The organism is Eggerthella hominis, assembly GCF_014287365.1.
GTDB classification, from domain to species: domain Bacteria; phylum Actinomycetota; class Coriobacteriia; order Coriobacteriales; family Eggerthellaceae; genus Eggerthella; species Eggerthella guodeyinii.
Genome location: NZ_JACOOA010000001.1, coordinates 131,354 through 152,881 on the forward strand (window position 1 = coordinate 131,354; position 21,528 = coordinate 152,881).

A 21,528-nucleotide genomic window follows, 5' to 3' on the forward strand; every position below is an offset into this window, starting at 1 on the left:
GGCATGGCACTCATGCGCACGCTGGTCGCGGCCGGTCTCAGGCGCGGGAAGGGCTCGTTTCTGGGCCTGCTGTTCCTCATGGCCCTCACCGCCGCCGCGCTCACGTTCACCGTCTGCATGTACGTCGACTTGAACGCCCGCGAGGCCGAGGCGCTCGTCGAGGCGGGCGCCGGCGACGTGTACGCCTACGACCTGGCGTCGAACCTCACCGACGAGACGCTGGCGGACATCGAGGCGCTCGACGAGGTGGGGGAGGTGCGCGCGAACGGCGCGCTCAGCATCCCCACGAAGTTCTACGACGAGAACGGGGAGAGCGTCGACAAGAACCCGTCCTCGACGGTGCTCTACAAGGCGTGGGGCGAGGGCGTGTCCTGCAAGCTGCTCACGCCCGACGGCACCAGGTTCGCGGAGGACCCGCAGCCTCCGGCGGCCGACGAGGTGTACGTTCCGCTCCCGTTGAGGGTGTCGCCCGGCATGGACGTCGGCGACACGGTGGAGCTCGACCTGGGCGCGGGGTCCAGGACGCTCACCATCGCCGGATTCATCGAGGACCCCCAGATGGGCACGTCGTTCATGGAGCTCAAGCGCTACCAGGTGGCGCCGGGCACCTACGAGGAGCTCGCGCGCGACGTGGACGAGGCCGCCGCCGTGCAGGGCGAGCCGATCGACATCTACTCCACCGGGTCGTTCACGTACCGCCTGGTCGAGATCAACGCGTTCCTGTCGGACGAGGAGCGCTCGCGCGGGGCCCAGCCGTCCGATTTGACGCGGGCGCTCTCCGAGAACACGGCGTGGGGCGCCACGACGCCGGGCATGTTCAGCTCGACGACGCTGGCGGGCTACGCCATGATGGTGGTGATCATCGGGGCCGCGGTCATGGGCGTGTTCGCCTGCCTGCTGTTCGTGGTGGCGCTCGTCATCTGCACGCACACCATCTCGTCGTCCATCGAGGAGCACTACGCCGACTACGGCACGCTCAAGGCCGTCGGCATCGACCGGCGCACGCTGGCGCGGGTGCTCGTCGTCGAGTACGCCGGCGTGAGCCTTGCGGGCTTCGTGCTGGGATTCGCCGCGGCCATGGCGGCGGTGCCGCTCGCCCTGCCGTTCTTCGCCCAGCTCACCGGCGTCCTCGCGAGCAACGACGCCGTGCCCGCGGCGGCCCTCGCGGTCCTGGGCGCCCTCCTCGCGTTCGTGGCGGCGGTCGTGTTCTGGCGCGCCCGCAAGCTCGGGGGCATCTCGCCGCTCGTGGCCCTGCGCGGCGGCGCGGCGGACGTCAGCTTCGCCAGCCGCGCGTCGCGGCCCATCACCGGCGCGCGGCTCAACCTGCAGCTCGCGCTGCGCGCCGTCGTCTCGGCGAAGCGGCACTACGTGGGCCTGGCGGCCTGCGCCTTCCTGCTCAGCGCGTTCGTGGTGCTCGTGTTCGGCATCTGCGGCACGCTCAACAAGCCGGACGCCGCCTACGAGACGTTCGGCATGTGGAGGAGCGACGCGACCGCTGCCGCGCTCTCGCCCGACGTCGATTTCGACGAGGTGGAGCGCGTGATCGAGGGCGTGAGCCCCATCGAGCGGTCGTGGAGGGAATCGTTCACGATGGTCAACCTCGACGGCGAGAGCCGCTCGTTCGTGGGCCTCTCGGACACCTCGCTCGTGACGAACGTCTCGGAGGGCCGCGCGCCGCTGCACGACAACGAGGTCCTCGTGGGGTCGAACCTGGCCGCGCTCATGGGCATCGAGGTGGGCGACGAGTTCGCCGTGGACGGCAACGACGGCCGCGAGCGCGTCTACCTCGTGTGCGGGAAGCTGTCGAGCATGCTGAACGCGGGGTACGGCTGCGTGCTGACGTTCGACGGCGTGCGCGACCTGGCGGGAAGCGATCCCTCCTCCGCCGACGACGCGCCGCGCCAGTACGAGCTCGCCGACCCGGGCAAGGCCGACGAGGTGCGTGCCGCGCTCGAGGAGCGCTTCGGCGACGGCATCGACGCGCGGCCGAGCGGGCTGTTCGCCGACACGGGCGACATGGTGGTGCTCATCCAGGGCCTGTTCGTCACCTTGGCCTACGGCATGGCGCTCGTCGCGGGCGCGCTCGTGTTCCTGGCCGTGTCGCTGATCATCGGCCGCCTGTTCTCGGCCGAGCGCCGCGACCTGGGAACGTACCGCGCGCTCGGGTTCACCTGCCATGCGCTGCGCGTGCAGTTCGCGCTGCGGTTCTTCTGCGTGGCGCTCGCGGGGTGCGCGCTGGGCGCCGTGGCGTCCATGCTCGGCGGCGGGTGGCTGATCAGCCGGCTGTTCGGCCTGTTCGGGCTGACGCGGTTCGCCCTCGACGCGAGCCCGCTCGCGGTGGCGGCCCTCGCCGTGGGCCTCGCGCTCGTGTTCCTCGTGGCCGCGTACGTCTCGGCCCGCAAGGTGAAGCGCGTGGACGTGCGCGAGCTGGTGGAGGAGTAGGGCCCGGCGCCTCGGGATGCTATACTGCGCACGACGATCGCAACGGAAGGGGGCGCGCATGGCGCTGGAGATACGGCCGTACCGCGAGGAGGACCTCGCGGGCATGTGCAAGGTGTGGAACGAAGTGGTGGAGGCGGGCAATGCGTTTCCCCAAGTCATGCCTTTGTCGCTTGAGGAGGCTCGCGCGTTCTTCGCCGAGCAGACGCTGACGACGGTGGCGGCGGTGGACGCCAAACTGTTCGGCCTGTACATCCTGCATCCGAACAACGTGGGGCGCTGCGCGCACGTGGCGAACGCCAGCTACGCCGTGGTGTCGAGCGCTCGCGGCCTGGGCCTCGGCCGCGAGCTCGTGAAGGACTCGCTCGAGCAGGCCGCGCGCAAGGGCTTCCGCGGCCTGCAGTTCAACGCGGTGGTCGCCTCGAACGAGGGCGCCATCCACCTGTACGAGGACCTCGGCTTCACGCGCGTGGGCACCGTGCCCCGCGGCTTCTGCGACAACATGGGCGCCTACGAGGATATGCACATCTACTACAAGGACTGCGTGGGGTAGCCCGCCCGGGTTCCTCGCCTCGCCCGCTATTCCGCGATGACCGTCTCGGGGTGCGCGCGGTCCACGACGGTGCGCGCGACCACCTCGGCGCCCAGGTAGCGTTCCATGAGCTGCGCGAACTCGTCGAGCGCGGATTCAAGATCATCGCGGCGCGCCGGATCGAGGCTTTCGACGACGAGGATCGCGTTGCCGGAATCGTCCGTGAGCGCCGTGCGCTGGCCGTCGCGCCAGTTGAAGCAGCGGCAGACGGCCCCGGCGTCGTCGCGGTAGCACAGCTCGCCGGGGAGGGTGGGGTCGTCCTCCTCCTCGCCGATGGGCAAAAACGCGTCGCCGCCCGCGGTCAGCCCCAGGCGGAAGTCCCCGACGAAGGCGTCGAGGTCCTCGCCGCCCACCGGCAGCGCGTATTTCAGCGAGATGGCGTTGTAGATGTCCACCGAGGGCGTGATGGAGCCCACGGGATTGCCCTTCAGCACGCGCTTGAGCAGGTTCTCGATGGAGCAGCGCGCGCCCTTCTTCGTCTTGAACTTCTGATAGGCCGCGCGCCAGACCTTCACGGGCTCGTTCTCCGAGATGACGTTGCTCGTGAGGTAGGCGTTCGCGCGCTCGTTGGCGTCGCGCAGGAGCGCCGCGATCTCGGCGACGTCGGCCTCGGGCACGTCGCGGGCGCCCTTCATGCCGCGCACGACGATGATGCCGATGGCGGCCTCGGGGAACAGCTCCCAAAACGATTCTTCTGCGACGAACTTCTGCATGTCCTTCTCCTTCATCGTGTCGTTGCTATCCTTCGTGCGTCGTGAGGTTGAGGCCGATGATGCCCGCGGCGATCAGCGCGATGCAGATGATCTTGGGCGCGCTCGCCGGCTCCTTCAGCACGACCATGCCGAGGATGGCCGCGCCGACGATGCCGATGCCCGTCCACACCGCGTACCCGACGCTGAGCGGCAGCGTCTTGAGCGCGTGCGACAAAAGCCCGAAGCTGACGATCATGCCGCCGACGGTGAGCAGGCTGGGGACGAGCTTCGTGAAGCCCTCCGAAAGCTTGAGCTCGTACGCCCAGAACGTCTCGAACAAACCGGCGATGACCAAGATAACCCAATTCATGGTTCCTCCCAACAAAAAAGCATGCCGCCTCCTCCATCTTCTCAGGCCTACTGATGGAAGTGCGCATGCTCGCGTCTTGATCTACCCGGCGGCAGATATCCTATTCGGTTGGTTCGGCAGGGTACTACATCGCAGGTTGAACGTCAAGCTTGCGTTCGCTGCGGCGCGGTGCGCGGGAGGCTCGCCTTCCGCCGCCAAACGTGGGATTTTCGAGGATGCGGGAGGTCGGGGATGCGCTCGGGGGCTCCTCGGGCTACAATTCTGCTTGGTAATCGCTTGTCAAACGATCGATTACGCCGTATCATAAGCAATTGCTGTTTTCGCTGCACCGCATACGCGCTGCACGCATCGAATCGAAGGTAAGAAGCAAAAGGAGTTCATCTTCATGGCAGTTAAAATTCGCCTGGCCCGCCACGGTGCCAAGAAGCGCCCGTACTACCGCATCGTCGTTGCCGATTCCCGCTGCCCGCGCGACGGCAAGTTCATCGAGGAAGTCGGCCGCTACAACCCCTGCACCGAGCCTGCCATGGTGCAGTTCGATCTGGAGAAGGTCGACCAGTGGATCAAGAACGGCGCGCAGCCGACCGACACGGTCGCCAGCCTGCTGAAGCGCGCTCGCGAGAACGCGTAAGCAGCATGGCCGAGCAGACGGAAGACATCGTCGGTCTCGTCGAGTCCGTCGTGCGCCCGCTCGTCGAGTTTCCCGACGAGCTGGAGATCACGTCGAGCGACGCCGAGGACGGTTCTATTCTCGTCGAAGTTCGCGTGAACGAAGAAGATGCCGGCAAGGTCATCGGTCGCCAGGGGCGGGTCATCAAGGCCATCCGCACGCTGGCCCGCGCCGCTGCATCGCGTACGAACACCCATGTCGAAGTGGAGCTTCTCGACTAGATGCGCACGTGGGCGAACGTAGCCGAGCTATCTAAAACGAAGACCTTGACAGGAGGGCTCGTCGCGCGCTGCGCGCCGGGTCTTCCTTTTTTGCTGGAGGAGGGCATGGAGGTCGCCTTCGTGCCGCCCCAGCACGACGCGCCGCGCCGCGCGCGCGTGCAGTCGGTGCAGGACGCGGGGAAGGGCTCCTACCTCGTGGCGTTCGAGGGCGTCGACTCCATCGGCGTCGCCGAGCTGCTGGTGGGCTGCAGCTGCCTCGCGCGCCGCGCCGACCTGCCCGAGGACGCGCTGGCCGCCGAGGCCGACACGCTCGTGGGCTTCGAGGTGCACGATGCGCGCGCGGGCCTCGTGGGCGCCGTCGAGTCGGTGGTGGAGAACCCGGGGCAGTTCCTGCTCAGCGTCGCGCGCGCGGACGGGGGCCAGCCCGTGCTCGTGCCGCTCGTGGACGCGCTCGTCGTCGATCTCGACGAGGACGCGCGCCGCATCGACGTCGACCTGCCGGACGGTCTGCTGGAGCTGTAGCGGGCCGCGCCGCCGCCGTGCAAGCACCCGAAAGGACCCGCCCGTGATCATCGAAACGCTGTCGACCTTCCCCGACATGTACGCATCCGTCATGGGCTCCTCCATGATGCGCATCGCCCAGGAGAAGGGCATCCTGACGTTCAAGGCGCACGACCTGCGCGATTGGACCCACGACCGCCATCGCACCACCGACGACGACCCCTACGGCGGCGGCGACGGCCTCGTCATGAAGTGCGAGCCCATCTTCGAGGCGCACGACGCCATCGCGAGCGAGGGCCCGCGCCCGACCACCGTGTTCCTCTCGCCGTGCGGCGAGCCCTTCACCGACGCCGTGGCGTGCGAGCTGTCGCGCGAGGAGCGCCTGCTGTTCGTGTGCGGCCACTACGAGGGCATCGACGAGCGCGCCTACGCGCTGGCCGACCGCGTGATCTCGCTGGGCGACTACGTGCTGACCAGCGGCGAGCTGGCCTCCATGGTGGTCATCGACGCCGCCGTGCGCAAGCTGCCCGGCGTGCTGGGCGCCGAGACGGGCGCCCTCGGCGAGAGCTTCGCCGATGGCCTGCTGGAGTACCCCCAGTACACGCGCCCGGCGACGTTCCGCGGCATGGACGTGCCGCCGGTGCTGCTGTCGGGCAACCACGCGGCCGTGGCCGCCTGGCGCCGGGCCATGAGCCTCGAGCGCACCGCCCGTTTGCGCCCCGACCTGCTCGACGCCGTCGAGCTGAGCGCCGCCGACCGCGCCCGCCTCGAGGAGCTGGGCCTGTGAACTCCGGAGAGCACGCCGCCGTCCAGGAGCCCGGCCTGCTGCGCCGCTTCCTCAACCTGCTCGTGTGGCTGGGCTTCGTCGCGCTGATGTCGTACCTGACGTTCGCCTACGTGGGGCACGCCTACGCGGTGCCCACCGGCTCCATGGAGGAGACCATCATGACGGGCGACCACGTGCTGGCCGAGAAGGTGAGCTACCGGTTCCGCGACCCCGAGCCGGGTGACATCGTGATGTTCCAGGACCCGGAGGTTCCCGGCCGGCTCCTCCTCAAGCGCTGCATCGCCGTGGGCGGGCAGACGGTGGACATCAACGACGAGGACGGCCTCGTGTACGTGGACGGCGTGGCGCTGTCCGAGCCCTACACGAACGGCCTCCCCACGTATTCGCTGGCCAACGGCGTCTCCTATCCCTACGCGGTGCCCGAGGGCATGATGTGGATGATGGGCGACAACCGCACGAACTCCCAGGATTCGCGCTTCTTCGGCGCCGTGCCCGCCTCGTCGGCCGAGGCCCGCAGCGTGGCCGTCCTCTGGCCCTTGAATGACCTCGGCTTCCTGGAGTAGCGTCGGGGGCCATGCTAGAATGATCCTGCCGAACGGCCCAGGGGGATCGGCGCGTTCATGGCGACGGGATACGGTCAAGGGGGGAGTGGCGGGACATGCATAACCACTCGAGCGAAGCGCCATACATCACCAGCTGGTCGGCTGCGAAATACCTGTCCTACGCCTTTTGGCGCGCATGGTTCCTGGTCATGTACTCTTCGCCGCTTTGGCTGACGTTCGTGCTGCCGGACGGCGCCAACCCGGGGCTGAGCATGTACTACGTCTCCACCGTGTGCTTCATTGCGGCTTCCGTCGCGCTCTCGGTGTTCCACGTCAGATCCGTCAAGATCCTCTCCCTGAAGGGGATGATGGTGGCGTTCGGCGCGGCGGCCAGCGTCGGGGTGCTGATGGAATTCGCCTCCCTCGTGCTGTGGGGCGATCCGGGAAGCTGGCTCTTCTTCCTGGGCGGCGCGCTGACGGGGATCGGAACCGCTCCCATCGCCATCAGGGCCGGTCAGATATACTCGGCCGTACGGGTCAACACCGCCGTGATCGGCACGCTGCTCAGCGACGTGGCGGCCGGCCTCGTGTTCTTCTTCTGCATCGGCACCTGGCCCATCGTGTGCCTGCTCGTCGCCGTGATCCTGCCGTTGCTGTCGGCGCTCATGATCGTCATGACCGCGCCTTCGGGCGACGACGTGGCCGTGAGCGCGGCGACCGTCGAATCGGGGAAGCTGCCCCTGCGCTCGTTCACGCGCTTCCTCGTGGCGGTTTTCCTGATCGCGGCCGTCGCCTTCCTGCAGAACGGGCTGGGCAACTCCTGGTTCCCGCAGGAGAGCCTCAACAGCGGCCTGACCTTGGGCGTGAGCCTGCTCGTGATGGTGTCGTTCGTGCTGGCCCTCTTCTTCGGGTTCGTCCAGCGGGTGCAGTTCGAGCGGCTGTACCGCCCGATCACCTTCTGCCTGATCGCGTTCGTGGTGGCGGCCTACCTGTTCGACTTCGGCAACCCGATCGCCATCGGCGGGACGTTCTTGGTGTACTGCCTGTTCTCGTCGTACATCTGGGTGTTCATGTCCTACCTCGGGCACAGCCGCTACTTCTCCCCGATCCAGGTGTTCGGGTACGGGCGCAGCGCGTACTCCGCCGGATCGCTGCTCGGCTGCCTGATCGGGGTGTACGTGCTGCCCGACGTGGACCTGGCACAAACCCTGCCGGCCATCGTGATCGTCATGGTGGCGATCCTGCTGCTGTGCGCGGTGGCCATCCGCCAAGTCGACATCTCCTCCATCCTCGTGCAGGGCGACGCTCCTCGCGAAGACGGCGATGCGGGCGCCGCGAGCGACCGCGCGCCCGCGGAGGATGAGGGCTTCGGCGACGTGCATCTGTCGCCGAGGGAGCTGGAAGTGTTCGCCCTGATGAAGGCGGGCCGCGATTCCGAGTACATCGCGGGCAGCTTGTGCATGTCGCGCAACACCGCCAAGACCCACATCAGGAACATCTACGCGAAGTTCGGCGTGCACAAGCGCCAGGAGTTCATCGACGTCATTCAGGGCCCGTAAAGCGGCCGCATCGGGCCCGCCGCCCGCCTTCTCTCGACTCCGAGCCCATCACCTGCGCGGATGAGGCCCGAACGCCCCGCATCACCCAGCGGGTGAGGCCCCCTCGCCTTCGAAACATCATCCTTCGGGATCATTGTTCCGATCTTCGGCAGTGGCAATAATGCCGCTCGTAGCGTTATGCCATCTGCCAAAGAAAGGAAGTTCTATGACGAGTGAGGGATTGACCAGACGCTCCTTCATCAAGGCGGCATCCCTGACGGGCGCCGCTGCGGCACTGGGCACGCAGTACGGGGGGAAGCTTCAGAAAACCGACAAGGCGTGGGCCGCCGACGCCGCGGCCGCCGGCCAGCGCAAGACGTACGTCTCGACGTGCCGCGGCTGCATCCAGGCCTGCCCCTGCCGCGTGTACGTGGAGAACGGGATCGTGGTGAAGATCGAGGGCCATCCCTACGCGCCCACGTCGCTGGGGGCCTTCTGCATGAAGGGCATGAACCAGATCAACAACTGCTACAGCCCGCGTCGCGTGCTGTACCCGCTCAAGCGCTCGGGCCCGCGCGGCGCCGAGGAGATGGCGTGGGAGCGCATCTCGTGGGACGAGGCCATCGACCTCGCGGCCTCCAAGATCGCCGAATCCATCGAGAAGTACGGCACGTACTCGTTCTTCACCTCGGTGGGCGGCGGCGGATCCTACGCGATGCGCCAGGCCATCACCATGAGCCATTCGCTGGGCTCTCCCACGGTGTTCGAGCCGGGCTGCGCGCAGTGCTACCTGCCGCGCTATTCCGTGGCGCTCTTCATGTACGGCGGCGCCGACCAGTCCATCGCCGACGCGGCGGCTCAGGAGCCGTTCAAGGGCATCGCGAAGCGCTGGTACGAGAAGATGGGCGTGTGGGACCAGATCGACGACGAGAACAAGAAGGGCTACGCCGACGAGATCGACACGAAGATGCTCGTGCTGTGGGGCGCGCAGCCCTCGGTGTCGCAGACGGCCCAGTCGGGACGCGGCATGGCCGAGCTGCGCGACGCCGGCTGCAAGACGGTGGTGGTGGACCCGAACATGAGCCCCGACGCCGTGAAGGCGGACGTGTGGCTGCGCGTGCGGCCCGGCGCCGACGGCGCGCTCGCGCTGTCGTGGTGGAACTACATCATCGAGCACGAGCTGTTCGACGAGGAGTTCACCAAGCAGTGGACGAACCTGCCCTTCATCATCGACGAGGACACGAAGCTGCCGTACCGCGCCACCGACATCTGGCCCGACTACGTGCAGAGCACGCCTGTCGATACCCCGGCCTACGTGTGCTTCGACGCCAAGAGCGGCGCGCTCGTTCCCTTCGAGTACCAGGACGAGAGCGTGGATCCCGAGATCTTCTGGAGCGGCACCATCGACGAGCTGGGCGTGAAGGCCCGCAGCGCCGGGCAGATCTACAAAGAGGCCGCCGCGGTATGGACGCTCGAGCAGACCGAGAAGGTTGCCTGGGTGCCGGCTGACGTCAACGAGAAGGCCATCCTGCTGTACGCCGAGCCCCTCAAGGAGGGGAAGTGCGGCGGCATCTGCCACGGCGTGTCCTCCGACATGGAGCAGATCGCCCACCAGCTGCCCGTGGGCCTGTGCGGCCTCGACGCCATCATGGGCTACGTGAACAAGCCGGGCTGCACGCTCACGCAGAACGCGCCGGCGAAAACGAACGACGCGGGCGAGGTGCTGCGCCCGACCACCATCTTCCAGTACCGCAACGTGGACATCGTGCACGACTGCGGCGTGGGCTACATCGTGGGCAACTCGCCCGAGGAGAACGCCGCGCGCCTCGAAGCGTTCGCGCCCGACCCCGACGGATTCCCCACGCCGCATTCCGCGGAGCTGCTGTACGTCACGAACCAGCTGCGCCTCGACCGCTTGGGCATGAAGAACCACAAGGGCCTGTACCACTGGGAGCACAGCCATATCCCCTCGGTGCTCGAGGCCATCAAGACCGGCGAGCCCTACAAGCCGCGCGTGTGGTTCGACATGTCGGGCAACAAGCTGGCCATGCTGGGCAACGCGAAGTCGTGGTACGACGTGTTCCCCGAGATCGACTTCTGCATCTGCCAGCATCCGATGATCACCTCGTTCCAGGCCGAGGTGGCCGACCTCATCTTCCCCATCGAGGAGTGGCTCGAGGTCACGAGCCACGACGGGCGCGACATCACCACCGAGGGCGAGATCAAGGACCCCTCGCCCGACACGACGGACACGGGCCAGCTCAACTTCAAGTTCGGCATGTTCCCCATCCTGCACCTGGGCGAGACGGTGTCGAACTTCGTGGCGCCCAAGAAGGTGACGGGCAAGGTGGCCGAGCTGCTGAACGCCAAGCTGGAAGCCGGCGAGGACATCGTGCTGGGAGCGGTGGGCCAGGCCACCAACAAGACGTACCAGGACAACCCGACGGTTGCCGTCGACGGCTTCCTGACCACGTCGAAGGGCGCCTCGTACCTGCACGAGATCGACCGCAGCAAGTTCAACCTGCGCTTCCCCCTGCCTCCCGGCATCATGTTCGGCGAGGAGTCGGACGAGCGCATCCAGCAGTCGTTCGCCGAGCGCTTCGGCGCGCCGGACATGGAGGCCCTGCATGCCGACCCCGAGCGGTACCAGACGCCGGTGGCGGGCGAGGGCGGCGGCAAGCTGCAGGCGGACGGGACGCATCGCTGGTGGAGCTCGCCGGACGATTTCTGGACGTACGGGCAGCACGAGAAGGTGGCCGTCGACGGCCTGAAGGCCGGCTTCGGCACCGAGAGCCGCAAGTTCGAGGTGTACGCGCAGATGCTCGTGCAGCTGGCGAAGACGGGCTTCCCCTGCTGCTATCCGCGCGCGCAAGTGGACGTCGACCCGTCCATCGGGCAGGGCGACTACGAGGGCACCTACGCGCCCATCTGCCAGCACATCGAGCCGGCCGAAAGCCCGCTCGAGGGCACGGAGGGCTACGACGCCGAGTACCCCCTCACGCTGACGAGCGGCCGCGTGTACTACACGCACCACGGCACGCAGCGCCAGGCGCCCTACATGCGCGAGATATGGCCCGCGCCCGACCTGCGCATGAACAGCAAGACGGCCGAGCGGTACGGACTCGCGCACATGGACTGGGCGAAGGTCACCTCGCGCCGCGGCTCGACGCACGCGCGCGTGTACATCACCGACGGCATGCACGAGAACGTGGTGTGGATGGAGCGCTTCTGGAATCCCGAGTGCTTCGACTCGTCGCAGGAGACGAAGAGCGGCGGCTGGCAGGAGTGCAATGTGAACATCCTGACCAAGAACACCGCGCCGTTCAACGAGTGCTACGGCTCCTACACCAACCGCGGCTTCTGCGTGAAGGTGGAGAAGGCCGAGAAGCCGGCGCGCGTGTGGGTGGAGCCGGAGGAGTTCCAGCCGCTCATGTACACGAACAAGAACCAGTACGTCGACGCGCATCCGTTCGCAGAGACGATGAGCGACCCCGCGGCCAGCTGGACGCCGGTGGTCACGTTCGACGAAGCGCACACGTTTACCAACGAGACTTTCAAGAACTAGGGGGCGCACCATGGCAAGACGAACTTTGGTGATCGATCTGAACCGCTGCTCGGGCTGCGATTCGTGCACGGTGGCGTGCAAGTACGAGAACAACATCAAGCTCGGATCGTTCTGGAACCGCGTGATGGCCATCGGGCCCACGGGCGCGTACCCCGACATCGAGATGTACTGGATGCCCATGCAATGCCAGCAGTGCGAGAGCTCGCCCTGCGTGAGCGTGTGCCCCACGGGCGCATCGTACCGCGATCCGAACAACAACGTGGTGATGATCAACAAGGAGCTGTGCATCGGGTGCCAGTACTGCATGTACGCCTGCCCGTTCGGCGTGCGCCAGTTCAACGAGGACGAGGGCGTCGTGGAGAAGTGCACGCTGTGCAACCACCTCACGGCCGCGTCCGACGGCGTGGAGAACATCAACGACAGCTTCGACGAGGAGCACGCCGTGCCGCCCTGCGTGCACAACTGCTGCTGCGGGGCGCGCTACTACGGCGACTTGGACGACCCGGATTCCGCGGCGTCGAAGGCGCTCGCAGCGGCCGGCGGCGAGGGCTCGGAGAACGTCCACGCCCTAGCGGACCCGTCGGGCGCGCATCCCACGTGCCGCTACATCCTGTCCCCGTCCGTCGCGCAATGGAAGGAGCTGTAGACCATCATGGAAATCGGAATCCAATGGCCCTTGGTGCTGTTCACGTTGATCGCCGGCGCGGGATTCGGCCTGCTGGCCACCGCCGGCCTCGCGCAGCTGGCCGCAGAGCCGGGCAAGAAGACCAAGCAGATCGCCCTGATCGGCGCGATCGCGCTGCTGGGCGTGGGCGGCCTGATGAGCGTCTTCCACCTCGCGCACCCCGAGCGCTTCATGGGCGCCATCGCGAACCTGCTCTCGTTCTCGGGCATCGCCCTGGAGCTTCTGGGCCTGGCGTTCGGCGGCGTGGCCGCCCTCGTGTTCTTGCTGGTCGCGTCGATGGAGAACAAGGCGGCCGAGAAGGTGCTGGCGGCGTGCTCCATCCTCATCGGCGTCGTGGCCTCGTTCTTGCAGGGCTACGCGTACTTCGAGGTGGCCGCGCAGCCGGGCTGGCATCAGATCGCGCTCGCGTTCTGCTACCTGTTCACCTCGCTCGCCCTCGGCGCGCTCGCCTACGCGGCGATCGCCTCGGGCAAGGCCGAGAACGAGGCGGGCTTGCGCCTGGTCGGCAAGGCGGCGTGCGGCCTGGCCGTGCTGGCCGTCGTGGCGGACGCCGCCTACGCGGCCGGCCTGGGCGGCGCGGGGCTGCTCGAGGGCGACGCCGTGCTGTTCGCCGTGCTGTCGCTGGCGTTCGCGCTGGCCACGGCAGGCGCGGCCGCATGGTTCGCCTTCAAGGCGCCCACCCTGCCGCTCGCCGTCGCCGGCGTGCTCGCGGGGGTCGGCGGCGCGCTGTGCGTGCGCTTGCTCATGTGGGCGGTTGCCGCCTACCAGCTCAACTTCATCTGGGAAGCGACGGTCAACCGCGGCCTGTACCTGTTCTGATTCGAGAAAGGCAATCCCATGTCGGACAAGACCCACGCGGACGAACCCGCGAACAAAGACATCGCCGAGAAGAAGGCCGAGCCGGACTTGACCTTCGAGGAGAAGGTGGAGCGGCTGGTGAGGTTCATGCAGTTCGAACCGCTCATCCGCGAGCTCGACTACCAGATCCTCGTCAGCTGCGCCGAGCGCGTGGGCTTGTCCGAGCTGGAGGAGCGCATCGCCTCGTGGCCGGCGTTCAAGGCGGCTACGCGCGATCAGTTCGCGCTGATCACCGAGCTGGCGAACCATCACGGCCTCGAGCTCTTCGAGCTCGACGAGGCCGGCAACCCCGTGCTCGAAGCGGACAAGGCGGGCCTCACCGAGAACGAGGTGGACGATCTGGTGGAGGGCTTCGCCTATCGGATCACCGCGGTGGGCAAGGAGGCCGCCGAGCGGCTCGACCCCGAGCGGCGCTTCCGCGCGCTGCTCGACGACGCGCCCGCGCGTCGCGACGCCTACCTTTCCATCGTGGGCTTTTTGCGGGACAAGCACTCGTTCGCGGACGTCGATGCGTTCTTGCGCGGGCAAGCCGTGGCCGGGCTCAGCCGCGAGGCGGGAGACGGGGGCGTGCAGCCCTCGGTGTTCGTGGACAAGCTGGAGCGCGCCGGGGCGCTGTTCTACGACGGCGGCTGGCAGGCGACCGAAGCCGGCCTCAAGGTGGCAGCCGACGCGACGAGCGCGGCTCGGGCATAGGAAGGACGATGCGGTATGCAAGCTGAGAAAACGCTCGAAAGCGAGCTGCTCGAAGAGATGTGCGACGTGCTGGAAAGCCGATCCGGGTTCTACCTGATGCTGGCGGGCTTGTACTTCAAGCCGCTCGCGCAGGAGCAGATCGACCGCATGGCCGAGGAGGACTACGGCCGCTACGCGGTGGGGGAGACCCTGCTCGACGAGGGGTTCGACGACATCCGCCGCGTCCTGCGCAAGCGGCACACGGGCACGCGGCGCATCCTGGCCACCGAATGGACGGGCACGTTCGGCGGCGCCGAAGCCTACAAGGGGCGCTACTGCGTGCCGAACGCCTCGGTGTTCCTGGACGATGCGGGGCTCACCTACGGCGCGCCGCGCAACGAGGTGAGCCGCGTCTACGGGGAGCAGTGCCTGCGCCTCGCCGACAACAGCGGCATGCCGGAGAGCCATCTGTCCTTCGAGCTGGAGTTTCTGGCGGTGCTCTCCGAGGAGGCGGCGCGCCATCTGCGGGCGGGCGAGCCCGACGAGGCCCTGCGGAAGCTCGACCGTTCCCGGCGCTTCATCGAGGAGCACATCCTCACGTGGTTCCCGCAGTTCATGGAGCTGGCCCTGGCCATGCTGCAGACGAGGTTCTACCGCGGGGTGCTGAAGATCACGCAGGGCTACCTCGAGCTCGACCTGCGCACGTTGCAGGACCTCGAGGCCGAGGTGCGGTGAGCATGAACGGCCCGGTGATCTCGCGCCGCTCGCTCATCGCGGGCGGCGTGGCCGCGGCGGCGCTGCTGGGGCTGGGCGGCGCGGGGCGCTACGCGTGGGCCACCGAGCGGCGGTTCCTGCGGCCTCCCGGCGGGCAGGACGAAGACCGCCTGCTGAGCGCCTGCATCCGCTGCGACCGCTGCCGGCAGGCCTGTCCGATGCGCGCCATCGAGAGCACGGGCGTGGAGGACGGGCTGCTGAACGTGCGCACGCCCCGGCTCAACTTCCGCAACCACGCCCTCGAGCGCACGCTGGGAACGACGGAGTACCACGAGGCGGACGTCGGGTACTGCAACTTCTGCGACCCGGAGCACGTGGGCGGGCAGACCAAGCGGTGCATCGCGAACTGTCCGACCGGCGCGCTGCAGGCCTTCGACGAGAGGCGGGAGCGCATCGGCGAGGCGGTGATCGACCCGGTGTACTGCATCAACTTCCCGCAGCTGGGACAGACGCCCACGGGATGCCGCCTGTGCGTGGACGCCTGTCCCTACGAGGCCGTCGTCATGAACGACGAGCAGCGTCCCGAGGTGCTGGCCGAGAAGTGCAACGGCTGCGGCAAGTGCGAGGCCGTGTGCCCGAGCGCGTCGTACCGCCAGCTCGTGGGCGTGGCCACGCTGCAGGAGCGGGCCGAGGCGGGCGAGGCGTCCTATGCGAGCTCGCTGGCCTACTACCGGCAGACCGGCGCGCTTCCGCGCGGCATCAATATCGTACGACGCGCGGCGGACGCAGAGGCGTGACGCCGCGAGGAAGGGGGTCGATCATGGTCGATGCGAACGGCATCGCGGCCGATCCGGAAGAGGCGGCGTTCGGCTTGGAGCGGGCGCCGGATGCCGCCGTGCCGGCCGCGGCGCCCGAGGCCGCGCCGGCGGACGACGCGCTGCACGAGCGCCCGGTGAAGAAGCCCCTCGCGCGCCGCGTGGCGGTGGGGGCCGTCTTCCTGGCCGCCTGCGCGGCCATCGTGCTCAACGTGGGCGGCACGGGCGCGCTCTCGTCGTTCGGCTGGGAGTCCATCGCCTCGATCTGCCCGCTCGGGGCGTTGGAATCGATGGTGGCGGCGAAGCTGCTCATCCCGCAGGCGCTCGCGTTCCTGCTCATCGTCGTCGTGGCGGCGATCGTGCTGGGCAAGTTCTTCTGCTCGTGGGTGTGCCCGGTGCCGAGCATCCGCTCCTGCTTCGACGCCGTCGTGCGCAACGTCCCGCGCATCGCGTCGACGAAGACGAGGCGGGAGGACGGCAGCGAGGCGGTGGGGCTCGGGGTGGTGCGGCCCGCCCCGCGCCGCGCCCGGAGCTGCGGCGCGTGCGCAAGCTGCTCGAAGGAGCCCCGCGCCGCGCTCGACTCGCGTCATATCGTGCTGGGCGGCACGCTGCTGAGCGCCGCCGTGTTCGGGTTCCCGGTGTTCTGCCTCGTGTGCCCCATCGGCCTGACGTTCGCCAGCATCATCGCGCTCGTGCAGCTGTTCGGCATCCAAACGCTGTCGTGGGGCGTCGTGGCGTTCCCCTTGCTCCTCGTCCTCGAGCTGACCGTGCTGCGGAAGTGGTGCTCCCGGTTCTGCCCCTTGGGGGCCTTGGTCTCGCTGCTCAGCAGGCCCAACCGCCTGTTCCGCCCGAAGGTGGACGGGGGGAAGTGCCTGCGCGGCAAGGGCGTCGACTGCACGGTCTGCGCCGATCTGTGCCCTGAGGGCCTGGACCCCCATTTCGAGGAGGGCCTGCACGATTGCTCGAAGTGCCGCGACTGCGCGGTCAACTGCCCGGCCCGCGCGATCAGCTTCCCCGCGCGACGCTGAGCGGGCGAGCGCCGCGCGGCGCCGCCCGAGCCCTCCCGAGCCGATGCTGGAAACCGCCGACGCCTGCGATGCGCCGGCGGTTTTCGTCTTTCGCCCGATGATCGGGAATTTCTGCAAACTTTGTCGAACGCGCCGAACGCGTTGTGCAGACGCGCTATCATATACGCTCGTGATCTCATTCGGGCGCCGCGCGCCCGCTTCGAAAGGATAGACAGACTTCATGGATTCCGGACAGCACGCCGACCGCCAGAGCCCGGGCATACTCAGAACCTTCGTCAGCCTGCTGGTCATGGTGGCCTTCGTATTCGGGCTGTCGTGGGTGCTGCGCACGTACGTGTTCCAGGCCTACGAGATACCCTCGGGCTCCATGGAGGAGACCATCATGGTGGGGGACATGGTGTTCTCCGAGAAGGTGAGCTACTACTTCCGCGACCCCGAGCCGGGCGACATCGTCACGTTCCAGGACCCCGAGATCCCCGGCCGCGTGCTCATCAAGCGCTGCATCGCCGTGGGCGGGCAGACGGTGGACATCAACGACGAGGACGGCCTCGTGTACGTGGACGGCGTGGCGCTGTCCGAGCCCTACACCGACGGGAAGCCCAGCTACACGCTGGCCAGCGACGTCACCTACCCCTACACGGTGCCCGAGGGGTACCTGTGGATGATGGGCGACAACCGCACGAACTCCCAAGACTCTCGATTCTTCGGCGCCATACCCGTCTCCTCGGTGACGGGCAGGGGGGCGCTCGTGTACTGGCCGCTCAACGATTTCAGCCTGCTCGACTAGCTCATTCGGTCGAGGGGTACGGGTTTGATCGAGACAAGGAGAACCATGTCAACCGAACATGCATCCGCCGCCGCGGAGCAGGGGGCCGCAAGCCAGCTCCCGCCGACGTTCCAGGACGTCATCATGAACCTCCAGCGCTACTGGGGGGACCAGGGGTGCGTCGTGCTGCAGCCCTACGACAACGAGGTGGGCGCCGGCACGAACGCCCCGGCCACCACGCTGCGCTCGCTGGGCCCCGACACGTGGCGCACCTGCTACGTGCAGGGCAGCCGCCGCCCGACGGACGGCCGCTACGGCGAGAACCCGAACCGCACCCAGCACTACTTCCAGTTCCAGGTGCTCATGAAGCCCTCGCCCGACAACATCCAGGAGCTGTACCTGGGATCCCTGCGCGCCATCGGCATCGACGTGGACGCGCACGACGTGCGCTTCGTCGAGGACGACTGGGAGAGCCCGACGCTCGGCGCGTGGGGCCTCGGCTGGGAGGTGTGGATCGACGGCATGGAGGTGACGCAGTTCACCTACTTCCAGCAGGTGGGCGGCTTCGAGTGCAACCCCGTGCCCGTGGAGATCGCCTACGGCCTCGAGCGCCTGACGATGTACATCCAGGGCGTCGACAGCATGTTCGACATCGTGTGGAGCCGCGGCGCCGACGGCGTGAACTTCACCTACGGCGACGTGTACCTCGAGAACGAGCGCCAGTACTCGCGCTACAACTTCGAGGTGGCCGACACCGACTTCCTGTTCCAGGAGTTCAACGACCGCGAAGCCGAGTGCCTGCGCACGCTGGAGGCCAACCTGCCGCTACCGGCCTACGACAGCGTGCTCAAGTGCTGCCACGCCTTCAACCTGCTCGACGCGCGCGGCGTGATCTCCGCCACCGAGCGCATGGCCTACATCCTGCGCGTGCGCACCATCGCCAAGGCGGTGTGCGCCTCGTACATGGAGCACGTGGTGGGCATCAAGCCCGCCGAGGAGAACGCCGCGGCGGAGGACGGCGCGCAAGCGCCGAAGTCCGAAGCGGGGAAGGAGGCCGGCCGTGAGTAGCCTGCATACGCTCGCGTTCGAGATCGGCACCGAGGAGATCCCGGCGTTCGACCTGCACCGCGCAACCCAGCAGCTGGAGAAGCTCGTGTGCGAGGCGCTCGACCAGGTGCGCATCCCGCACGGCGCCGTGGAGGTCTACACCACGCCGCGGCGCCTCATCGCGCTCGTGGCCGACGTGGCCGACGAGACCGCGGCCCTCGAAGAGGTGTTCCGCGGCCCCTCCGCCAAGATCGCGTTCGACGCGGACGGCAACCCGACGAAGGCCGCCCTCGGCTTCGCGCGCGGCAAGGGCGTCGAGGTCGACGCGCTCGAGCGCCGCGAGGAAGGTGGCGTGGAGTACGTGTTCGCCACCCGCAGCATCGCCGCGCGCGACGTGGCCGAGCTGCTGCCCGGCGTGCTGGAAGGCGTGATCACCGGCATCTCGTGGCCGAAGTCGTGCCGCTGGGGCACCACGAGCGAGTACTTCTCGCGCCCGGTGCGCTGGCTCGTGGCGCTGCTGGACGAGCGCGTGATCCCCGTGCGGTTCGCGGGCCTCGAGGCCGGCAACCTCACGCGCGGCCACCGCTTCCTGGCCCCCGGCCCCCACGAGGTGCCTACGGCCGCCGATCTGCTGGGCGTCGTGGAGGCCGCGCACGTGGTGACGAGCGAGCGGGCCCGCGAGGCCGTCATCCGCGCCGGCGTGGCCGAGGCCGAGCGGCGGACGGGCGCGCGCGCCGAGCTGCCCGAGAAGACGCTGCTGGAGGTCACGAACCTCTGCGAGCAGCCCACCGTGCTCGTGGGCGCCTTCGACGAGGAGTTCCTGCGCGTCCCCGAGGAGATCATCGTCGACGCCATGCTCATGCACCAGCGCTACTTCCCGCTGTACGACGAGGCGGGCGCGCTCACCAACAACTTCATCGTCGTGACCAACGGCGACCCGGCGCACGCCGACACCATCATCGACGGCAACGAGCGCGTGGTGCGCGCCCGCCTGTCCGACGCGAAGTTCTTCTACGAGGAGGACCTCAAGCACCCGCTGGAGACGTACGTCGAGCGCTTGGACGAGGTGGTGTTCCAGGAGGCCCTCGGCACGATGAGGGCGAAGGCCGACCGCATCGTGGCGCTGGCGAAGCACCTGGCCGCCGACGCGCGGCTGGACGCCGCCGACGCCGCCGACGCCGAGCGCGCCGCGTACCTGGCGAAGGCCGACCTCGTGACGAACGCCGTCGTGGAGTTCACGAGCGTCCAGGGCGTCATGGGTTCCTACTACGCTGCCGCCTGCGGCGAGAACGACCAGGTGGCGCGCGCTATCGCCGACCACTACCGCCCGCGCTTCTCCGGCGACGAGCCGCCCGCGTCCGACGTGGGCCGGATCGTGGCCATGGCCGACAAGCTGGACACCATCTGCGGCCTGTTCGCCGCGGGCCAGGGCCCCACCGGCTCGTCCGACCCGTTCGCCCTGCGCCGCAGCGCCATCGGCATCGTGGCCATGCTGGAAGCGGGCCTGCCCGTGTCGCTGGCCGCGGCGATCGACGCGGCGCTCGGCACCTACGAGAACGTGCGAATCGATTACGACCGCGACGCGATCCGCGCCGAGGTGGCCGACTTCTTCGTGACGCGCACGAAGGTCATGCTGCGCGACGGCGGCTGCGCCCCCGACGCCGTGGAGGCCGTGCTGGCCACGGGCGTGGAGGAGCCGGCGCAGATCATCGCCCGCACCCGCGCCCTCGAGGCCGCCCGCGTGGACGACCCCGACACGTTCGCCGACCTGGCCACGGCCTACGCCCGCGCGAACAACCTGCGCGACGCCGCCCTGGGCGTCGAGGTGGACGAGGCGCTGGCGGCCGACGCCGAGCGCGCGCTGCTCGCCGCCACCGACGAGGCGGCGGCGCGCGTGGAGGGCGCCCTCGCCTCCGACGACTACGCGGCCGCCCTCGCGGCGCTCGCCGCCCTGCGCGCGCCCATCGACGCGTTCTTCGAGGACGTGCTCATCATGGACGAGGACCGGGCCCTGCGCGAGAACCGCCTGCGCCTGCTCAACCGTTTCGTCGCCGTGTTCGCCCACGTGGCGGACTTCGGCAAGATGGCCAAGGGCGCCAAGTAGCCATGGACGAATTCATCGCCTACGGAAGCTCCACCGAGTTGCCCACGATCCACGTGATCAGCGACTCGGTGGGCCTGACGGCCCAGGCGGTGGCCCGCGCGGCCGCCGCCCAGTTCGGCGTCACGAACCCCGTCATCGAGGTGCTGCCGAAGGTGCGCACCTTCGAGGAGATCAAAGAGTTCATCGACGAGCACAGCGCCGTGCACAAGCGCAACACCGGCGACGGGCGCATGCTCGTGTTCTACACGCTCGTGGACCGCGCCCTGTCGCAGCAGTTCGCCGACTACGCCGCCGGCCGCGCCGACATCGTGGCCGTCGACCTCGTCACCGACGCCATCGGCGCCATCGCGCGCATGACGGGCCGCGAGCCCTCCACGAAGCCGGGCGGCCTCCACGTGGCCGACCAGTACTACTTCCGCCGCATCGAGGCCATCGAGTTCACCATCGCCCACGACGACGGCCGCAACCCGCAGGAGCTGCACCAGGCCGACATCGTGCTGCTGGGCGTGTCGCGCTCGTCGAAGACGCCCACGTCCATCTACCTGTCGCAGCAGGGCTACAAGGTGGCGAACATCCCGCTCGATCCCACCACCGAGCCGCCCGCCGAGCTCGCCCAGATCGACCGCACGCGGCTGTTCGGGTTGATGACGACGCCCGAGGTGCTCATCGGCATCCGCCAGCGCCGCCTGGGGCGGGCGAGCGCCGTCGCGTCGCGCTACGCCGACCCCGAGTACGTGTACCAGGATCTCGAGGACGCCCGCGCGCTCATGCGCAAACTGGGCTGTATTGTCATTCACACCGAAAATCGTGCCGTTGAGGAAACGGCGCAGGAAATTTTGCGCTACTATGAGCGGGCTCATCCTCCATCAGCTGATATGATAGGCTCAGCCTGAGACCAAGGTTCCCAAGTTTTGTAAAGTCG

At 68.3% G+C, this 21,528-nt stretch carries 21 protein-coding genes; 19 read left to right on the forward strand and 2 right to left on the reverse strand.

What is annotated here, in order from left to right; translation table 11 throughout:
• Positions 1-3 precede the first annotated feature (3 nt).
• Together H8S61_RS00625 and H8S61_RS00630 are read left to right on the forward strand one after the other, a co-directional pair.
• On the forward strand, positions 4-2,442 hold the full coding sequence (locus H8S61_RS00625; RefSeq protein WP_186937579.1) for an ABC transporter permease: 2,439 nt from the start codon (positions 4-6) through the stop codon (positions 2,440-2,442).
• Positions 2,443-2,500: 58 nt separating this feature from the next.
• On the forward strand, positions 2,501-2,992 hold the full coding sequence (locus tag H8S61_RS00630) for a GNAT family N-acetyltransferase (RefSeq protein WP_186937581.1): 492 nt from the start codon (positions 2,501-2,503) through the stop codon (positions 2,990-2,992).
• A 26-nt stretch (positions 2,993-3,018) separates the two neighbouring features.
• Here H8S61_RS00630 and H8S61_RS00635 read toward each other — a convergent pair whose 3' ends face one another.
• A complete protein-coding gene (locus H8S61_RS00635; RefSeq protein WP_186937582.1) occupies positions 3,019-3,744 on the reverse strand; it encodes a B3/B4 domain-containing protein in 726 nt (241 codons plus the stop codon).
• A 25-nt stretch (positions 3,745-3,769) separates the two neighbouring features.
• Positions 3,770-4,093, reverse strand: coding sequence for a DMT family transporter (locus H8S61_RS00640; RefSeq protein WP_154333979.1), 324 nt, complete (start codon positions 4,091-4,093; stop codon positions 3,770-3,772).
• Positions 4,094-4,478: 385 nt separating this feature from the next.
• Here H8S61_RS00640 and rpsP point away from each other — a divergent pair, with 385 nt between their 5' ends.
• The 17 genes from rpsP to H8S61_RS00725 all read left to right on the forward strand — a co-directional run bounded on the left by rpsP (position 4,479) and on the right by H8S61_RS00725 (position 21,499).
• The gene (gene rpsP, locus H8S61_RS00645; protein ID WP_009304490.1) at positions 4,479-4,724 is read left to right on the forward strand and encodes a 30S ribosomal protein S16; all 246 of its coding nucleotides are present in this window, start codon (positions 4,479-4,481) and stop codon (positions 4,722-4,724) included.
• Between the two features lie 5 nt (positions 4,725-4,729).
• Complete coding sequence (locus H8S61_RS00650; RefSeq protein WP_101722295.1) at positions 4,730-4,984, forward strand: KH domain-containing protein; 255 nt, start codon at positions 4,730-4,732, stop codon at positions 4,982-4,984.
• A 105-nt stretch (positions 4,985-5,089) separates the two neighbouring features.
• The gene (locus H8S61_RS00655; protein ID WP_255466396.1) at positions 5,090-5,506 is read left to right on the forward strand and encodes a ribosome maturation factor RimM; all 417 of its coding nucleotides are present in this window, start codon (positions 5,090-5,092) and stop codon (positions 5,504-5,506) included.
• A gap of 43 nt (positions 5,507-5,549) precedes the next feature.
• A complete protein-coding gene (gene trmD / locus H8S61_RS00660; protein WP_160941743.1) occupies positions 5,550-6,272 on the forward strand; it encodes a tRNA (guanosine(37)-N1)-methyltransferase TrmD in 723 nt (240 codons plus the stop codon).
• Positions 6,269-6,835, forward strand: coding sequence for a signal peptidase I (gene lepB / locus H8S61_RS00665; protein ID WP_186937585.1), 567 nt, complete (start codon positions 6,269-6,271; stop codon positions 6,833-6,835). Before trmD ends, lepB (H8S61_RS00665) begins: the two co-directional genes overlap by 4 nt.
• 95 nt (positions 6,836-6,930) lie before the next feature.
• Positions 6,931-8,373, forward strand: a complete 1,443-nt coding sequence (locus H8S61_RS00670) for a helix-turn-helix domain-containing protein (RefSeq protein WP_186937586.1) — start codon at positions 6,931-6,933, stop codon at positions 8,371-8,373.
• Positions 8,374-8,578: 205 nt separating this feature from the next.
• Positions 8,579-11,917, forward strand: a complete 3,339-nt coding sequence (locus tag H8S61_RS00675) for a molybdopterin-containing oxidoreductase family protein (protein WP_186937587.1) — start codon at positions 8,579-8,581, stop codon at positions 11,915-11,917.
• A 10-nt stretch (positions 11,918-11,927) separates the two neighbouring features.
• Positions 11,928-12,563, forward strand: a complete 636-nt coding sequence (locus tag H8S61_RS00680; RefSeq protein WP_186937588.1) for a 4Fe-4S dicluster domain-containing protein — start codon at positions 11,928-11,930, stop codon at positions 12,561-12,563.
• Positions 12,564-12,569: 6 nt separating this feature from the next.
• Complete coding sequence (locus H8S61_RS00685) at positions 12,570-13,421, forward strand: DmsC/YnfH family molybdoenzyme membrane anchor subunit (protein WP_186937589.1); 852 nt, start codon at positions 12,570-12,572, stop codon at positions 13,419-13,421.
• 18 nt (positions 13,422-13,439) lie between these two features.
• The gene (locus H8S61_RS00690) at positions 13,440-14,153 is read left to right on the forward strand and encodes a hypothetical protein (protein WP_186937590.1); all 714 of its coding nucleotides are present in this window, start codon (positions 13,440-13,442) and stop codon (positions 14,151-14,153) included.
• A gap of 15 nt (positions 14,154-14,168) precedes the next feature.
• Positions 14,169-14,867: a TorD/DmsD family molecular chaperone gene (locus tag H8S61_RS00695; RefSeq protein ID WP_186937591.1), complete on the forward strand. Its 699-nt coding sequence runs from the start codon at positions 14,169-14,171 to the stop codon at positions 14,865-14,867.
• Positions 14,868-14,869: 2 nt separating this feature from the next.
• The gene (locus H8S61_RS00700; RefSeq protein ID WP_186937592.1) at positions 14,870-15,643 is read left to right on the forward strand and encodes a 4Fe-4S dicluster domain-containing protein; all 774 of its coding nucleotides are present in this window, start codon (positions 14,870-14,872) and stop codon (positions 15,641-15,643) included.
• A gap of 23 nt (positions 15,644-15,666) precedes the next feature.
• Entirely contained in the window at positions 15,667-16,689 is a 1,023-nt protein-coding gene (locus H8S61_RS00705) for a 4Fe-4S binding protein (RefSeq protein ID WP_186937593.1), read from the forward strand.
• Between the two features lie 220 nt (positions 16,690-16,909).
• Positions 16,910-17,476 carry a signal peptidase I gene (lepB, locus tag H8S61_RS00710; protein WP_154333976.1) on the forward strand — a complete coding sequence of 189 codons (567 nt, stop codon included), beginning with the start codon at positions 16,910-16,912 and terminating at the stop codon, positions 17,474-17,476.
• A 45-nt stretch (positions 17,477-17,521) separates the two neighbouring features.
• The gene (locus H8S61_RS00715) at positions 17,522-18,523 is read left to right on the forward strand and encodes a glycine--tRNA ligase subunit alpha (protein WP_160941733.1); all 1,002 of its coding nucleotides are present in this window, start codon (positions 17,522-17,524) and stop codon (positions 18,521-18,523) included.
• Positions 18,516-20,606, forward strand: a complete 2,091-nt coding sequence (glyS, locus tag H8S61_RS00720; RefSeq protein WP_186937594.1) for a glycine--tRNA ligase subunit beta — start codon at positions 18,516-18,518, stop codon at positions 20,604-20,606. Before H8S61_RS00715 ends, glyS begins: the two co-directional genes overlap by 8 nt.
• Positions 20,607-20,608: 2 nt before the next feature.
• Positions 20,609-21,499, forward strand: coding sequence for a pyruvate, water dikinase regulatory protein (locus H8S61_RS00725; protein ID WP_154333974.1), 891 nt, complete (start codon positions 20,609-20,611; stop codon positions 21,497-21,499).
• Positions 21,500-21,528 lie beyond the last annotated feature (29 nt).

Excerpts from the sequence above, each read along its gene's own strand:
- H8S61_RS00700 (WP_186937592.1), top strand. The coding sequence starts at position 14,870 with ATGAACGGCCCGGTGATCTCGCGCCGCTCGCTCATCGCGGGCGGCGTG.
- lepB (WP_154333976.1), top strand. The coding sequence starts at position 16,910 with ATGGATTCCGGACAGCACGCCGACCGCCAGAGCCCGGGCATACTCAGA.
- H8S61_RS00715 (WP_160941733.1), top strand. The coding sequence starts at position 17,522 with ATGTCAACCGAACATGCATCCGCCGCCGCGGAGCAGGGGGCCGCAAGC.
- H8S61_RS00675 (WP_186937587.1), top strand. The coding sequence starts at position 8,579 with ATGACGAGTGAGGGATTGACCAGACGCTCCTTCATCAAGGCGGCATCC.
- H8S61_RS00680 (WP_186937588.1), top strand. The coding sequence starts at position 11,928 with ATGGCAAGACGAACTTTGGTGATCGATCTGAACCGCTGCTCGGGCTGC.
- H8S61_RS00635 (WP_186937582.1), bottom strand. The coding sequence starts at position 3,744 with ATGCAGAAGTTCGTCGCAGAAGAATCGTTTTGGGAGCTGTTCCCCGAG.
- H8S61_RS00640 (WP_154333979.1), bottom strand. The coding sequence starts at position 4,093 with ATGAATTGGGTTATCTTGGTCATCGCCGGTTTGTTCGAGACGTTCTGG.
- H8S61_RS00670 (WP_186937586.1), top strand. The coding sequence starts at position 6,931 with ATGCATAACCACTCGAGCGAAGCGCCATACATCACCAGCTGGTCGGCT.
- rpsP (WP_009304490.1), top strand. The coding sequence starts at position 4,479 with ATGGCAGTTAAAATTCGCCTGGCCCGCCACGGTGCCAAGAAGCGCCCG.
- H8S61_RS00655 (WP_255466396.1), top strand. The coding sequence starts at position 5,090 with ATGGAGGTCGCCTTCGTGCCGCCCCAGCACGACGCGCCGCGCCGCGCG.
- H8S61_RS00695 (WP_186937591.1), top strand. The coding sequence starts at position 14,169 with ATGCAAGCTGAGAAAACGCTCGAAAGCGAGCTGCTCGAAGAGATGTGC.
- H8S61_RS00650 (WP_101722295.1), top strand. The coding sequence starts at position 4,730 with ATGGCCGAGCAGACGGAAGACATCGTCGGTCTCGTCGAGTCCGTCGTG.
- H8S61_RS00690 (WP_186937590.1), top strand. The coding sequence starts at position 13,440 with ATGTCGGACAAGACCCACGCGGACGAACCCGCGAACAAAGACATCGCC.
- H8S61_RS00705 (WP_186937593.1), top strand. The coding sequence starts at position 15,667 with ATGGTCGATGCGAACGGCATCGCGGCCGATCCGGAAGAGGCGGCGTTC.
- H8S61_RS00630 (WP_186937581.1), top strand. The coding sequence starts at position 2,501 with ATGGCGCTGGAGATACGGCCGTACCGCGAGGAGGACCTCGCGGGCATG.
- H8S61_RS00625 (WP_186937579.1), top strand. The coding sequence starts at position 4 with ATGGCACTCATGCGCACGCTGGTCGCGGCCGGTCTCAGGCGCGGGAAG.
- H8S61_RS00725 (WP_154333974.1), top strand. The coding sequence starts at position 20,609 with ATGGACGAATTCATCGCCTACGGAAGCTCCACCGAGTTGCCCACGATC.
- H8S61_RS00685 (WP_186937589.1), top strand. The coding sequence starts at position 12,570 with ATGGAAATCGGAATCCAATGGCCCTTGGTGCTGTTCACGTTGATCGCC.